This is a genomic window from Cupriavidus sp. FW305-3-2-15-C-LB2 (assembly GCF_058787575.1).
Window position 1 is genome coordinate 1 of sequence record NZ_JBYSZW010000003.1, and the last position, 14656, is coordinate 14656.

General features: G+C 63.7%; 15 protein-coding genes. All 15 read right to left on the minus strand.

Translation table 11 applies throughout. The features are described 5' to 3' along the window. Nucleotides 1-199: 199 nt before the first annotated feature. Nucleotides 200-1447, minus strand: coding sequence for a shufflon system plasmid conjugative transfer pilus tip adhesin PilV (gene pilV / locus AC3WRR_RS03620; protein WP_058698189.1), 1248 nt, complete (start codon nt 1445-1447; stop codon nt 200-202). Between the two features lie 7 nt (nt 1448-1454). After that, entirely contained in the window at nt 1455-1934 is a 480-nt protein-coding gene (locus AC3WRR_RS03625) for a hypothetical protein (RefSeq protein ID WP_058698190.1), read from the minus strand. Between the two features lie 169 nt (nt 1935-2103). Further along, nucleotides 2104-2277, minus strand: a complete 174-nt coding sequence (locus AC3WRR_RS03630) for a hypothetical protein (protein WP_234788237.1) — start codon at nt 2275-2277, stop codon at nt 2104-2106. Between the two features lie 206 nt (nt 2278-2483). Beyond that, nucleotides 2484-2984, minus strand: a complete 501-nt coding sequence (locus tag AC3WRR_RS03635; RefSeq protein WP_058698191.1) for a prepilin type IV pili — start codon at nt 2982-2984, stop codon at nt 2484-2486. Nucleotides 2985-3020: 36 nt separating this feature from the next. Further along, on the minus strand, nt 3021-4061 hold the full coding sequence (locus AC3WRR_RS03640) for a type II secretion system F family protein (RefSeq protein ID WP_058698192.1): 1041 nt from the start codon (nt 4059-4061) through the stop codon (nt 3021-3023). Next, nucleotides 4058-5860 carry a GspE/PulE family protein gene (locus tag AC3WRR_RS03645; RefSeq protein ID WP_058698193.1) on the minus strand — a complete coding sequence of 601 codons (1803 nt, stop codon included), beginning with the start codon at nt 5858-5860 and terminating at the stop codon, nt 4058-4060. The genes AC3WRR_RS03640 and AC3WRR_RS03645 overlap by 4 nt, the downstream gene beginning before the upstream one ends. Beyond that, nucleotides 5857-7119, minus strand: a complete 1263-nt coding sequence (pilO2, locus tag AC3WRR_RS03650; protein WP_058698194.1) for a type 4b pilus protein PilO2 — start codon at nt 7117-7119, stop codon at nt 5857-5859. The genes AC3WRR_RS03645 and pilO2 overlap by 4 nt, the downstream gene beginning before the upstream one ends. A gap of 3 nt (nt 7120-7122) precedes the next feature. Beyond that, nucleotides 7123-7791 carry a type IV pilus biogenesis protein PilP gene (gene pilP / locus AC3WRR_RS03655; protein WP_081050309.1) on the minus strand — a complete coding sequence of 223 codons (669 nt, stop codon included), beginning with the start codon at nt 7789-7791 and terminating at the stop codon, nt 7123-7125. Nucleotides 7792-7806: 15 nt separating this feature from the next. After that, nucleotides 7807-9468, minus strand: a complete 1662-nt coding sequence (locus AC3WRR_RS03660) for a type II secretion system protein GspD (protein ID WP_058698195.1) — start codon at nt 9466-9468, stop codon at nt 7807-7809. Then, nucleotides 9465-10007 carry a toxin co-regulated pilus biosynthesis Q family protein gene (locus tag AC3WRR_RS03665; protein ID WP_058698196.1) on the minus strand — a complete coding sequence of 181 codons (543 nt, stop codon included), beginning with the start codon at nt 10005-10007 and terminating at the stop codon, nt 9465-9467. Before AC3WRR_RS03665 ends, AC3WRR_RS03660 begins: the two co-directional genes overlap by 4 nt. Nucleotides 10008-10035: 28 nt before the next feature. Beyond that, nucleotides 10036-10470 (minus strand): lytic transglycosylase domain-containing protein, encoded by a 435-nt coding sequence (locus tag AC3WRR_RS03670; RefSeq protein ID WP_058698197.1) that lies wholly within the window; start codon nt 10468-10470, stop codon nt 10036-10038. Further along, entirely contained in the window at nt 10470-11735 is a 1266-nt protein-coding gene (locus AC3WRR_RS03675; protein ID WP_058698198.1) for a TrbG/VirB9 family P-type conjugative transfer protein, read from the minus strand. Before AC3WRR_RS03675 ends, AC3WRR_RS03670 begins: the two co-directional genes overlap by 1 nt. Then, nucleotides 11732-12514 (minus strand): lysozyme family protein, encoded by a 783-nt coding sequence (locus AC3WRR_RS03680; RefSeq protein ID WP_058698199.1) that lies wholly within the window; start codon nt 12512-12514, stop codon nt 11732-11734. The genes AC3WRR_RS03675 and AC3WRR_RS03680 overlap by 4 nt, the downstream gene beginning before the upstream one ends. Nucleotides 12515-12518: 4 nt before the next feature. Further along, nucleotides 12519-13748, minus strand: a complete 1230-nt coding sequence (locus tag AC3WRR_RS03685; protein ID WP_058698200.1) for a TraB/TrbI/VirB10 family type IV secretion system protein — start codon at nt 13746-13748, stop codon at nt 12519-12521. Further along, nucleotides 13748-14647, minus strand: a complete 900-nt coding sequence (locus AC3WRR_RS03690) for a TrbG/VirB9 family P-type conjugative transfer protein (RefSeq protein ID WP_058698201.1) — start codon at nt 14645-14647, stop codon at nt 13748-13750. The genes AC3WRR_RS03685 and AC3WRR_RS03690 overlap by 1 nt, the downstream gene beginning before the upstream one ends. Between the last annotated feature and the right edge of the window lie 9 nt (nt 14648-14656).

Below are 14656 nucleotides of genomic sequence, written 5' to 3' on the forward strand. Positions count from 1 at the left end.
GTGGAGGTGGTGGCGGCGGGGGCGGTGCCGGAGCGCCGCAAGTGGCCAGACCATTCTGGACGAGCCAGATCTTCCCGGCAGGACAGTCTGCCACTGTCATTGGTGACGCCGGAAACGTGTACAACTGTGCGGCCGCTGTTGAGAATTCGGCAGCGAGAACGCTCGCCAAAAGAATGCGCTTCATAGATCGATCTTGCTTCTAGTACATGCAGCCTGTCGTGACGGTGCCCAGCAGTTGCCCTCCAAGAGCCCCGGTATCGTTGCCGCTATACCAAGCCGCTGGCGACATGGCGCTTGCCTGCGCGTACCAGTAGGTGCCATAGTCGTTCACTGAGAAGTACGTTCCTTGAATGGGCGGCATTACGGTTCCAGTGATATTCACCATTTCCTGCCTTGGTGTGTACATCGCCCAAGCGGTGCCGCCAGGGCAGTTGTCCTTAGAGAACGTCATTCCATCCGATACGTTCTCGAATTTCCGCGTGATCGACAAGTTCCCCAACCCGTTGGTCAACGCGACATACCGGTTCCCTTTGCAGATGTAGCCGACGTTTGTACCGCTCGTGGCAAGCTGGCCATTGTTTCCGCACCACGTACCGTCGGTCACATTCGTGACGGCCGTGCCGATCGGCTGCCAAATGCCGCCGAAGCAAATCACGAGCCCCGTTCCCGTTGTGCTCGTCCGGATCGATTTGTCGACACCGCATGCGCTGCCTGGGCTTCCGGTGCTGGTCAGGTATGTCTCACCGTTGCTTGTGAGGGATGTGTTTGCCGACACCCGCCTTGCGTTGTTGACGTCATTGCCGCCCAGGTCGAGCGATGTCTGCATCTGGTTCAGCTCGGGATGCCCCGGTACCTGGACCCGGTACAGATACCCGTTATTGGCCTGCGCTCCGGTGAAGGCCAACAACGAAGCCAGCCGGCCACTCCCCGGGTTGGTGTAGTTCGCCAGCGGCACCTGCCACGCGCCGTACGCCCCATAGGCCCTGGTTGGCACCATCGTCGGGTCTCCGTTCTGCCCTGCGTATGGTACGAAGCCGCCCTGCGCACCGGCTTGCGCAGCGATCTGCACCAGCTGGCGCGTGTCTGTGATGGCACGGCCGCCCTGCGATGTGACAAGCGCCTGCAGGTTGTTTGGCGTTGGCTGCATGACCTGGAGCAACCACGTCTGCCCGAACACGTTCGTCACTGAGAAACCAGCGGGCAGATAGCCACCATTGACTAGCATCGCCGGCGTGACCGACACCGGCACACTCGCCGTGGCCTGGGCGACCAGCGTTGCGGCTTCGTCCTGCACGAACTGCAGGGCGGCCTTATCGAAAACCAGCATCTGGCTCGCCGCGGCTGCGGTCTGCACGTTCGTGACGCCGGCTTTCGCCCACGTCGCGAAGCCGGCAAGGCTCAGCATCGAGAGCATCAGCGCGATGAGATATCCGAGTATCGCTTCCATGCGTTTCTCAGGTGTTCAGCTGGACCCAGTGGACCAGCGCCCCAACGGGAATGTTCGCCGGCACGCTGTACGCCATGCCGGTTGCAAGATTGACGCCCGTGCCCTGACTTCGGACGCGGAACCACGCCAGGCTGCCTTGGGTGGTGCCGAGCAGCGACGCGCCCGCCCCTGAGGACACGCGCACATAGCCGTACACGTCCCGCCCCCCAGCTGGGTTGGCCACGGCCATGCAGCCCGCGCCGGCAGGAGTCACCATGCCCGCCGGCAGCACCGGCGTGACACTTGCTCCGACCAGGCCGGGCGTCGCGCCGGCCGTAGCTACGCAGGCTGCGCCGTAGGCCTGCGCCTGCTGTGCGGTGATGGTTGCCACCGATTCCATGCGACCGGGCACACCGGCACCGGGCGCCGCTTGCGACAACTGCGCGAGCTGCGCCACGAATCCAAGACAAAACAGGACCGTGGCGATGGGCATGATCAGGTAACCCATGACATTTCTCCTGAGGAACCAGCACGGGCCCTCGACCTCACTGGAAGGTGAGCGTAAAGGCGGCAGTCCTTGAGAAGCAGGGCCGCGCTCACGCCCTGCTTTGCGGTCCGACCGCCGCCTTCACCAAACTGAATTACCCCTTGCGAGCCACCGTTGGCAGAAGACAGCGTCATGGCATGCCCCAGGAATCGAGCAGCGTGGTGCTGCGAACCATGTCCGTCGGGAACACCCGCCGGTAATCATCGACGGAACGATCGCCGTCGTGAAGTTCGGTGGAGCCGTCGTAGCCCTGCGAGAACCCTGCGCGGGCAATCGTGCTCAGCTGTGCAATGTTGGTTGCCACTGCCCCGGCCTTGTGGCTCTGGATGCGGTTGTACCCCGCGTAGGAAACTACCAATGAGTGCCAACTGGCCCAGAACAATCGCGATGATCCGACCAAGAATCCCATCCACGTCATACCCCTAAAGTGCCATGCTCGATTACGTTGCCTTCCATCGTGGATGTGATACCGATGCAGAAGCGGTCGCTGTAGCCGCACGCTCGCCTTACTCACTGGAATGTCAGAGCGAAGGTCGCCGTGGCGCTACAGGCCGCGCCGGCGGTCGCCTGGTCGGGAAGGTTGGCCTGGTTGAACGTCGTCGAGCCGACTGTCAGCGTCACATAGTCCTTGAGACCCACGGCTGCGCTTACGCATTGCTTTGCGGTCTGTGCGTTGCCGCCGCCGAAGGTGATCACGCCCTGCGAGCCATTGTTGGCGGACGAAAGCGTCACTGCATTGCCCCACGGATCGACCAGCGTCGTACCGCGCACCATGTCCGTCGGAAACATGCCGCCAGTAACCATGGCCGCGATGTTCGCCGTCGTGAAGTTGGTATACCCGTTGTTCCCTTGCGAGAATCCGGCACGAGCGTTCGTAATCAGCTGCGTGAGGTTGGTCGCGACTACACCGGCTTTATGGGTCTGAAAGCCGTTGTAACCCGCGTAGGCAATGCCAACCAGTGCGAGCAGGCCCAAGACAATGGCGACGATGCGCCCGAGAATTCCATCCATTCGATACCCCTTTTTGAGTTTGAAATAAGCCGTTTGTTAGAACTGTCCCATCGAGGACGTGAGGATCGATGAGAGAGAGTTGGAGCCGAGCTGCAGCACCACGAAGGCCAGGAACATCAACCCGGTGAAGATCGCGGACATGACCATCCCTTTGGCGAGCAACTGCCGCTCGATGACCTCAGCGTTTTGGCGCACGGCCACCGTGATCTTTTCGGTGAAGTCATCGAAGCCCGCATATGCGCCGATTTCGTCGATTAGATCCAAGGACGGGAATCCATTGCCGGCCTGACGCATGGCCTCCGCCAGGTCCAGACCATCAGCAAGCCCAAGACGGATCGGCCGCAGCCGTGACGCCAGCCAGGGCGACGCCGAGCTGATCTGTCCCTCCAGCGCAACGGTGTCAGGTACGTTCGCCCGCAACAGTGCGACGAAGGACATCAGCCAGGTGAAGCCAGTAATCTCTCGGTACGCCGTGAACGGGAACACGTGCCGGTCACAGACTCGCCTGCCCGGCCCCGTCCATCGAGACAGCGCCCACCAACTCCAGCCGGCATATGCACCGATCCCGCCGAAAATCACTGGCGCTGGCCACCCCACCGCCAACTGCCCCATCCAGTACATCGCATAGGCCCAGTCCGTCCATCTTTGGAGCGGCAGTACATCGAGGAACTGCGGGACGATGTATCCCCCGATCAGCAGCAAGACCACGTAGAGCGTCACGAGATACACCGTTGGCGCGAAGAAGCTCGCCTGTAGCTTCTGACGAAGGCGTGTCGTCAGGTCCCGAACGTCCAGCACGAGCCGCATCGCTTCCGGCAATTGCCCCGCCCTCTCACCCGCGTCCAGCACGCTGCGCTCGAGATCGCTAAGGCTTGCGCCCATTGCCGCCATCAGTGTCTTGCCGTCGCGTACCTGGCGACCCACCTCGTTCGCCGCCTCGGCCGCGCGCTTTCTGCCGCGCCGAGCTTGCCGTTCGCGGAAATCCTCCAGAACCTGCGCGAGAGTCAGCCCATTCTCCAACTGGCTGGATGCCTGCTGATACAGGCGCCGCCGCATTCCCCAGGACAATCCGTTCACACTTGCTCCCGCATCGGAATGGCATCGACATTTCGCTCGGCGTCAACCGGATCGAGCCGGCCGGCCAGGACCAGGTCCATGGCGTGAGCGATCATCGGCTTGTCGGAGCCGGGCCGCGCCCTGTGGTTGCGCCTCGCCGCCAACACCCCGTCGTTGATGCAGTCTTGCATCAGCGCCTCGTTGGTCACTACGACCTCTGCCACTGCCTGCTGACCGACAATGCCTTCGCCATGGCAGTGTTCGCACCCTGCGCCGCGAACGCGCACGCCAAACAGATCCCCCCAAGAGCGCATCGCACGCATCATGTAGTCCGGCAGCGGTTCTGCCGCGCTTTCAATTGGCACGCAGCATTCCGAGCAAAGCAACGGGACGATCCGTTGCGCAATCAGACCGATGACCTGGTTGTGATTGCAGATCACGTCCATCGCCAGACGCACGTGGTCGAGCATGACGAGCCGCAAGAAGGTTTCGAACGGATCGGTCACGTGCAGGGTGGTCAGTACCAGGTGACCAGTGGCCGCGGCCTGCAGCGTTGCGATCGCCTCTTCAACACCACGGATTTCGCCCAGCAGTACGGCATCCGGGTCCATCCGCAGTGTCATGCGCAGCATCTCCGGAAAGCGTTCGCTTTCCGTGACAAGCTGGATCGCCCAGTCCATCGGGTACTCGGTCGGGTTCTCGATCGTGACCAGCCGCTTCTGGGGGAATAGACGGGCCTGGTGGCGGGTGCACTCGAAGAGCGTCGTCGTCTTGCCGCTGCCGGTTGGGCCCGTCACGACGATCACCCCCATGGGCCGACGAAGTAACTGCGAGATCAGTTCCACCTGTAAGGGCGTGTATCCCATCTCGCCGAGCTTGAAATCGCCCATCGGACTCTCTGGCATCCGAAGGTCCAATCGCTTCGCCGCCTCGAGCGCTTCGGACTTCTTGGCTCCCTGGTGATGTTCCCGGTATTGCAGGCGCGCCACGAGAAAGCCACCGCCGCTCTCCACCGGATAGGCCGGCCCGCGGACGATCCGCACACTGGAAAGGCCCGTGCCGGGCAGCGCGTCGCCGGCAATCTGCGCATCCTGGACGTCCAGCGGATTGTAGGTAGCGGCCTTCACGGTGGCCAAGCCCGTGTACATTGCCCGGATCAGTCGCTCCCCCTCTTCCCTGCGCATGGACAGGGCGGCGACCGTGCGCAGGTCCCCTTTGACCCGCACCTGGATCTCGGTATGGTGCTCACGGACCAGGATGTGGATATCCGAGGCGACCAGCACGGCGCAATCGGCAATCAGCCGGCGCGCCAGGCTCAACGTATGCAGGTCTGCATCCTGCAACAGGCCTGTACCGCGCTGCTGCCGCAATACCGAGAGTTCCTGCGCGGACACCTTGCGCACTTGTGGCGCCGCACCGCTGCGCCGCAGCTTCGCTTCCCAGGTAAGGAAGCGAGGCGTACCAAAGTGCCGCGCGTCCACGTAGATTTCGCAACCGTGCACCGCCAGCACCTGCTGCACTTCATCATTGGTGAGGCCGAACTCCTCGACGAGATTCTCGACATAGAGTCCGCTCTCGGACGCGCGCTGACGCAGAGCCGCCGCTTGCTCAGCCGTCAGGCGGTTCATGTTGCAGGCAACGCGGTCGAAGGTTGCCGGAATGGTCTTCGGATAGAGGATATGGGGCGCCAACACATCCGGTGGCGGCGGCAAGGTCAGCACGTCGGATTTCACCGACGGCTCGGCCCGCAAGGCAATTGCCGTGAAACGGGCAGGATCTCGGCTCGGATTGCGCCACAGGCGCGAAATGGTCCCGATCATCGTGGTTTTCCGACGTTGTGATTGGCCGCTACCGGCGGCGATGCACCGTCCCGCAGTGCGTATAGCTTCCCGGTTCCCTTCCATGCCTGAGTGGCTGCGTCGTAGCTGACTTCCGTGAGCCGCAAGCCAGGCACGGCATCAAGACCTCCGCCCGTGCCGAGCCAAGGCGGTGCGCCGAACGAGATATCTGCTGTCATGGAAAGCCAGGGATCAACCGGTGGATTGCCATTTGACGGAGGCAGCGCGGGCGGCATGGTCAACTGCAAGCCCACGCCACTGCCGTGCGCGTAGGTCCACATTGACCGCTGTGCATCCGCAACGGAATGAACAGCCGACGCCGAAGGCAGAAAGGCAGCCGGGACATTTGACGAGGCATTCGCCTGATTGCCGTCCGACGTGAGCACACCCGGCGCATTGGCGGCGATCCCGCCATCCCGCTTCCAGTTCGTTTCGATCGTCATGGTCGTCGAGGTGGCTCGCTTGCAGTGCCATCCGGCGAGCGTCCACCCAGCCTCAGCGAGCGCCTGGTTGTCCCACGCACGGCGGCATGCCTGAAGGAAGGCCGCCGGCGCGGCCTCTTCCACCCAAGGCAACACCCGTTGCTGCGCGGCCTCATTGGCACGCTGCGCGGCGGCGATTGCGCGTTGACGCATCAGCTGGGCTTCGCGCTCCGCCTTTTGCTGTTGGTCATACCAATACCACCCGCCCCCGGCGAGCGCGGCTGTCCCCGCGATCGCCGCCGCGACGTAAGCGGTCGACTTCCATGGCCCCGTCAGGACGTCCCGCATGGCCGACACGCCCTTCGACGCACGCGCCATCGCCGCCAGGTCGCGCAGCGTCCCCTCAACCTCCGTCCATTCGCCAAGCGCCCGATGCTGCGCGCGGACTGCAGTCAACTCTTCCAGAGTGCCGACTTGATCTCCACCGGTAATGACGGCATGGCCTTGTCTGACCGCCACATACCAGCAGCGGCTGCCTTGCAGGTGAAAGAGGCCCATCCATGGCTGACGATGCTGGCTCGCCACGATGGCGGCGAGCGGCTTTAGCCCAGCAGGCTTCGCGCCGGCCATGGGTTCGCAGAAGCCACTTTGGACCGCACCTTCGGCGCTTTCATGGACCACGCCCCAACGAACATTGCGGCCAAGCTCCAGAGCGCTTGCACGCAAGGCGCTATTGGTAGGCTGTGCCTCCTCGTGCAGCCAGGACAACCCAATAGCAAAGCCGCCCTTCAGCCCGGGGAATGACAGGATCTCGGCCATGGCTCAGGGCCTCAGCGTGCGCACGCGCTTGCCGTTGGCAAGCCTCACGCCGGCGTCATCGATGCTCACCACCTTCCAGCCGCCATCCAGCGTGTCACCGGCTTGAACCGGCACGGTACGCCCGTCGACATCGAGAATGGCGTTGTAGTGGCCGTCGAAGGCGCGTAGCGACACGAGGCGTGTCCCATCTGACAGCCTTGGGCTGGCCCCACCCGTCGGCATCGGACCGGTCAGCGAAATTGAAGGTGCCCCGCCTGGCTGCGGCGCCCCCGCAGGTGCGGCCGTGATCGAGTCCTCCGCGCGCTTCACTTCCGCCTTGTACTTGGCGATCTCCGCACGGGCCTTCCACAGCGCGAGCTGCGACTGCAGGGTGGCCAGCTCCGGCGCATCCGTGTTCCGAGACGGCTGGGTGGCTTCGACCGGAGCGCCTGCAGTGGTGCCTGCAGTCGCACTCGCTGCAGCGATCGCTGCGGTAGGATCCGTGACCGATTTCGCCGTCGGACTGGAAGCCGGGGGCGAGGTCACGTGGGCAGCCCCAACTGAGGCAACTGCGGCAGCAGCCGGATTGGGCGACGCGAGAGCCGCAGTGGTCGTGGCGGTCGCCGACAGACAAGCAACGGCGATGGTCAAGGCAGCCGCAGCCCAACGAAGATTCAATGCGCGTTTCTGCATAGTGTTGTCTCTGTGTTACAGGAGGCGAGCCGAGATCACGATTGCGATGACCGTGTCTCCCCTGGTGGCGCCGACACCGCCACCAAGAGCAGCCATCCATGGCTCACCGACGCCGTTGTTGGTCGTCGCTGCCTTCTGATTGCGCAGGCCTGTCAGCACCAGGGATTCGCCCGGCTTGAGGCTTACCGACTGCGCGAAGCGATTGGTCGGCATGGTGCGCAGCTGCACGCTGGTCTGATTCGCGTCGCCGCCTGCGTTGAACCGCTGCAGCGGAAGCAGGTCCGACAACGTCATATCGAAGTTCATCAGGATCCGGCCATCGACGACCTTGGGCAGGAACGCGCTGGTAAAGCCATAGGTCACGGTGCCTGTCTGGATGGAACTGGTCGAGCCGACATTCGCTGCCAACGTCGTCTGCGACTGCGGCACGTAGTCCTGCAGGGTTGCCGTCTGCAGGGCGAGCACCTTGCCGTTCTGGGTGACGCCTGAGCGCGACACCACCTGCGACACGTTGCCGAGGCTGGAGAGCGCCTGGACCACGGCCTTGCTTCCTGCCAGGGGGCCGCTCATGATCGTTGCGCCCAGGTTCATGGGCGAGGCGCTGCCGGAGATAGTCGGCGTGCTGGGCGAGCTGAAGGAGACGCCGGTGTGGCCGCTCGAGCTTTGGTAAGCGAGCGACAGGTTCAGGCCGTAGTTGTCCTCGCGCGTTACGCGGACTTCATAGACCTGCACATCGATGGCAACCTGCTTGCCATACATGGCAGCCAGGCTCTTCACGAACTGCTCGACGCGATCGCACTGTACGGGGTCGCCAGTGACCGTCAAAGTGCCCAAGTTCTTGTCAACAACGACCTCAGCACTGGCGCCGGCAACCGCCTTTGCCGTGTGCTGGAGTGTTTCCCAGGGCTTCATCTCGACCGACATGTTCGTCGACTGACCGCTCCTACCCGCGCCGGTCCCGCCAGCACCGCTGCCATTGCTGCTGGCACCGGACATGCCGCCGGAACTGCTGTCCGAGGTGGTGATCGATCCGGCCATGGATGAGGAGTCCGCAAGGCTCGGAAGCATGTAGGTACGCGTCTCGGTCCTGAAGAACGTCACGGTGCCGTCGTTATAGCGAGACCACGCGACAAAATGCGCCTCAAGCACCTCCAGAAATCCTTTGAAATTGCCTTCATAGCGCAGGGTCAACGGCAATGCCGGCGCCATGCTTGCGCCATTCGCCGATACCGAGGCTCCGCCGGCCAGCGGAGCACCCAGGTCCACCACACGCGGAGCCCCACCCATCGGGATAGGCCCACTTGGTCGTGGCCCGGATGCCGGTTGTACTTGAGCCGGGATGACTGGCAGCGCCGACGCGTCCACGGTGGCGCGCACACCGACGCTTTGCGCGATCCAGTTGGCGGCCTCGGTCAGCGAGCCGATGCTGCCTTTGAACACCACATGCTTGCTGTAAATGTCCGGTTGTGGCTTGCTTGCGCGAACCTTCTCTCCCATCAGCCATGCGCCCTCATGCACACGGAACACCGGCCGGCTGCGCGGCGCATCGGCATAGTGCGCGTTGGCCTCACTGCCGATCGCAGTTTGTACATTGCGTGTTTCGATCACGCCGCAGCCGGACATCAACGTGGCGGCCGCCACGGCAGCCGCCGTAAAGCGTTTCCTTCGCATACTCATTGCACTATTCCGTTTTGGCTGATGATCACCGTGCGGTTGCCGCGCCAGCTATCGCCGACCACGTCCGCACCATTGCTCGCGAGCTCTTCGACGACACGCTTGACGGCCGTTTCGAAGTCACTGCCGTAAGCTTTGTCGCCGGGGACGATCCAACCGTCCGGGACGTTCCATGCCACTGTCCAGCCAGCCCGGGTAGCCCAGCCTTGAAGCTGTTGTTGGAGGGGCTCCCCTTTGAGGAGTCTGAACTCATGAGCCACCGGCGCGACGGCCGCCGCAGCGGGCGAGGTGTCACCGGAGCCCAACACGGCGCTGCCTGTTACAGTGGTCCTCATGGGCGACACAGCGGCCAGCAGTGCCTCCCCGCCGGCGGCCTTGCTGGTGCGCTCGGGCTGCAACGACTGCCACCCATCGCTCGACAGTTGTTGTGCTGGATGCGCGCTGGGTGCCTTGGAAGCGTTGGCGGCCGGCGTGACGCACAGACTGGTGACCAGCGAGGCAATAGCCCCGGCGATGCGGATGGTTCGGTTGGATTGGCGCATAGCTATGCTTTCGAATGAACGGAATGGACTACCGCAATGCGGCACGTTGCAGCGCCTGCCACCGGGCATGGATCTGGTTGGCGTACCGCAACTGCTTGTCGGGCGACGCGGCGTTGTATGCGCCAACCGCCTTCCATGTCGGGCCGAAGCGCTGGATGTTCTCGCGCAGAATCCAGGCGCCGACGTAGGCATTCACGCAGCCATCGAAGAGGTGGGCCCGCGTAATGCCGTACTTGCTCAGCCGCGGCAAGTGAATCGAGTTGATTTGCAAGAGCCCAATATCCTCTGAGCCGTTCGTATTTCGGTTAGTCACCCACGGCCTCATGCCGGACTCTTGGATGGCGATGCTCCGCAGCAGCGGCGGGCTGACACCGTGGAATACGGCGGCATCGTCCAGGCAGTCGGCATAGGCAGTCCCAGCCAGCAGTGAGGTGACGATCAGCGCTCCGATCCTGCGAATCATCACAGCGCCACCTTCCCGGGTTGCTCTTTGAACCGCACTTGCGGCACGCGATCCACGTAGACCACGTTTCCGTCGGCGATCACCGTCAATCGCGCCGCAATGCCGTTGAATTTGTAGTAGCGGTCCTTTTGCTCACCGTTGCGCTGGTGGTCATCGCCGAAGACCGACACGCTGACCATCGATTTGGCGAAGCTCAGGTAGGTCGTGCCGTCCTTTTCGAAAGCCATTTCCAACCCGGCGCCGTTCTCTCGCGGGAAGACGTAGTCAATCTCCGGCACGCGCTGCACACTCACGGACTTTCCGTCCGCTATCGCCGTAAACCGGTCGACGGTGGCAAAGGACAGCACGCGCTGGGCCTCATCCCACTTCGTCCAGATCTTGCTATCGGTCTCGTCGCGCAACACCAGGTCCCTGGGCTCCTGCTCGAGCCGAATCTCGATGCGACCCTGCTTGTTGTCGCGGATTGCGACGGCACCGAAGGCCGATGCCAGGGTCGGGCCCTCCGGCAAAGGCGTTCCGGCCACCGGCACCGACGCTGCGGCTTCTGTTGGGCCGCCCGGCTCCATATGGGCTGCTGTCGCAGAAGCTTGCACCAGCCCACCCGTCCCCGCGGCCGACGCTTCACCCATCACCGAGAAGCTCTTCGGAGGCGCAACGCGCAGTGCGATGTTGCGGCGAGTGAAATCCACTTCGGCGTAAAGATCGCGGCGATCGAGGACCCGCGCGAGCGCCTGGAGCCAGTTCTCGCCACCCTGCAGCTCAATCGAGACGTCATCCGTCAGCGGAATGTCCTTCTGCGCCGTGCCGGTCCAACCGGCAGGCGCAATAGACTTGACCATTTGCGCCAATGGCAGGGACGACCGTCCCGCGCGCACCAGTGGCAAGCCCGTATAGCTGCCGATCAAAGCCAGCCTGCCCGAGATCGCCGCGCGCGGCAGATCGCCCAGCGGATTGGCCGGCTCGGACGTAAAGCCGTTGGCTCGCTTCCAACGCGCCACGACCGCCTGGCCGTTGGCCGAATAGCGCACCACATCGGGAACACCATCGACCACCCAGTACGGGCCGTTCTGCGCGGCACCGTCAGCCTGCACCACTTGGCCCGGCCGCGGTTGGATATACGTCGAGAGCCCGTCATTGAAGATCAGGGCAGGCCGATCCGCAGCCCGCGCAACGACCTGGTAATCGAAGTCCAGCGGCTCGGTGTCGGTCGCTGCGTGAGCGCTCGCCATCAACACCAGCGCGGAGAGAAGAAGCGACCTGATCATCGGAATTGGGCGACGTGGTTCATGAAACGAGCGAAGTACGGCCCGCCGCGCTCCGGATTGGCGCTGTGGTACCAGGCCACGGCCTTCATCGGGGAGCCGCTGCGCCGCAGGTTTTCGGCCAGGATGTCCTCCGCTACGCGGATATTGGTCGCCGGTGCGAGCGCTTCCCAAGGCGACGAGAAGCGCTTGCCGTGATAGCACCAGTTCACCTGCATAAGACCGACATCAAAATCGCAGCGCTGGCTGGCCAGCAGGCGGTTGACCGCCGCGTACGCTTCCTCGCGCGTGGCGAAGAACATGCCGCGCCCCGCGACGTTCAAGGTCCACGGCCAAGGGCGGCCGCGGTATGCCGATTCATTCATCGCGATGCCAGCCGTAATCTTGGGATCGACTCGTTGGCCCATCTGAGAAAACGGCTCGGTCTTCGGCGCGCAACCCCACCCGCCACGGCGCTCCGCGAGCGCTTCTTGGGCTGCTTCGGTGAGGATGGGCGGCCGCAGCCAGCCTTCGCGTGCGAGGAGGACAGCGATCGGCACGGCCTTCCCGCCGAGTTGGACGACTGGACCTTCCTCGGCCCCGGGCTCGATCAATGCGCCAACCAGCCTGGCCGACCAGCCTAGAAACGCGTCGAGGCCGCAATACAGGACCGGTTTTCCGGCGATGGTGTGCAGCCGGTCTTTTCCATCGGCATGCACTACCAAGGCGTTCGGGCTGATCACAGCCTGAATCATTGCGGCCTGTGCCGCGCCGGCGAGTACCAGCGTGGTCAGGGCGAGCATGGTCTTAGTCACGATATGCCTCCAGCACCATGTCGTGCTTGACTTGCACCATCATCTTCTGGCCCGGCTCGGTCGTGATCGTCGGACGGATGCTCTGGTTGCGGTTCAGGATGGTGGATGCGGTTTGCGCTGCAATCTGGCCGGCAGCATTGCCGTACGTCGTCAGGCCAGACGGTCCCACGGTTGTGGCTGTGTTGCTGTCATTAAAGCGTTGCTGAAGGACACCGATAACCAGGGCGCCACTGAAGATCTTCCAGAAATGGTTGTTGACGTCTCCACTGATGCCGGAGTGCCCGTTTGGGTCCGCCCCTTGCATACCCATGAGGGGCACCGTCTTCCCATTGGGCAACTGCATACGGACGAACGCGGCGAGGATGCGCTCCTGGCCGATCGTGACCTCGGCGCTGTAGGCACCTACCAGGGTGCTGCCGGCTGGGATCACCTTGCACCGCCCATTCACCGTGTCGTAGACGTCCTGCGAGACGGTCGCGCGGAATTCGCCCGGCTTGTCCGAATTGAGGCCGCCCGCGAACGTTGCCGGGATGACGAAGCCTCGGCTCAGCGTGCACTTCGGGAGCTTGCCGTCGAAGCCGGTGCGCAAGGTCGTCATGGCACCTGCTTCGCGGAGAAACTGCTTGTCCGGCGAGACGGCCAGTTCCGGCGCTTCCGGCGCCCCGTTGGCAGTGCTGGCACGGGCCACGGCGGCTTGCTGCAGCGCCCGCATCTGCGCGGGATCGGTCAGATCAGCAAGCCCGGCCGGCACCTTGGCCTGCCCGAGTTGGGACTTGCGCATGCCCTTCTTGAAGATCGAGGCCGTGAAGATATCGTCTTCTTCGTTCTTCTTCGCATCGGATGCTGCAGCTTTGGCCGGGGCGGCAAGATCCTTCGCCGTCATCACTGGCGCGCTGCCTGTGTCCGGCTTCACTGCCAGTGCGCGTTGGCGCTCCGCTTCAGCACGCGCCTTGGCCGCCTGATCACGAATCGTGGCCTCGAGCGTCTGCCCGTTGTCGCCGCTGCTGGCCCGTTGGCGCAGCTGCTCCGCCCGATCCTGCTCGGCCTTGGCATCGGACTGCTCTTCGCTGACCGACTGGAAGTAGTAGCCGAGCCCGCCCACCAGCAAGGCGGCGATCACGCCCAGCGCCATGACGATGTTGCGCGGCAGCTTTCCCTTGACGGTGCGCTCCTGCGCATCCGTCACATCGGAGACACCGGTGGACGATGTGCGATCGCGCATCAGAACAGCCCCAGGATGCGCCGGCGACCGCGCTCGACCTTGACCTCCTCGCTCCCGGAGCGCAGGGCGATGGCTTCCGCCAGCCGCTGTACGACCAGAAAGTCGCCACGGCGTATGAAGTTCACGACCACATAGTCGCTGCCGTCCTTGGCCAGCGGCACCGGCCAGTCCGCGCCCTTCGGTATCCGCAGCCACACCGCCTTGCCATCATCAAAGGCTGCCTCCGGCTTGAAGCTGGCGCTGCCCGAGATGGAATACTCGAAATTGAGCTGCTCAGGCCCTACGGCAAGGGCATCCGGATTGCGAACGCCCTCCAGATCAGCTCTCCCCTCGCCCCGCTCGCCTCTCGCATCACTACGCGCCTTGGCCTTGGCCGCAAACGTCGTGGGGATACGAAAGCGCACTTTCTGGTAGAAGATGCCGCCCAACGGCGACGATACGAGCGTGAACTCGTAGCTGCGCTTGTTGGTGTTCACTGAAAGGGTATTCACCAGACCCGCCGCTTGGGGCTTCACGTACAGATGGTTCAGGCCATCGGTTTCGTAGTCCCAACGAACGCTCTCACCCCACGCCGGCTCGCCAACGATCTGCTCGTCCTCGGGGAACTCGATCGTGGTCATCTTCAGCGGCGCGCTCAGCACACGAAAGATCTGGTCGCGGTTGTAGGTAAAGACGACGAGGCGGGAGTCACCCGGCAGCGCGATCGGCTCTACGCCGCCGTTAAAGGGGTTGGCCGGGTTCATGGCGTCGCTAATGTCGCCGATGCCGAGGCCCGCGACACTGGCGCCGACCCGGCGCACCGGCTTATCGGCGGCGTGCGCGTCCGGTATGGCAAGAGTCAGCGCCATCACAGCGGCGGCAACCAGGGAACTCAGCGGGGATGACTTGCGGATATCCATGAGCGTAGA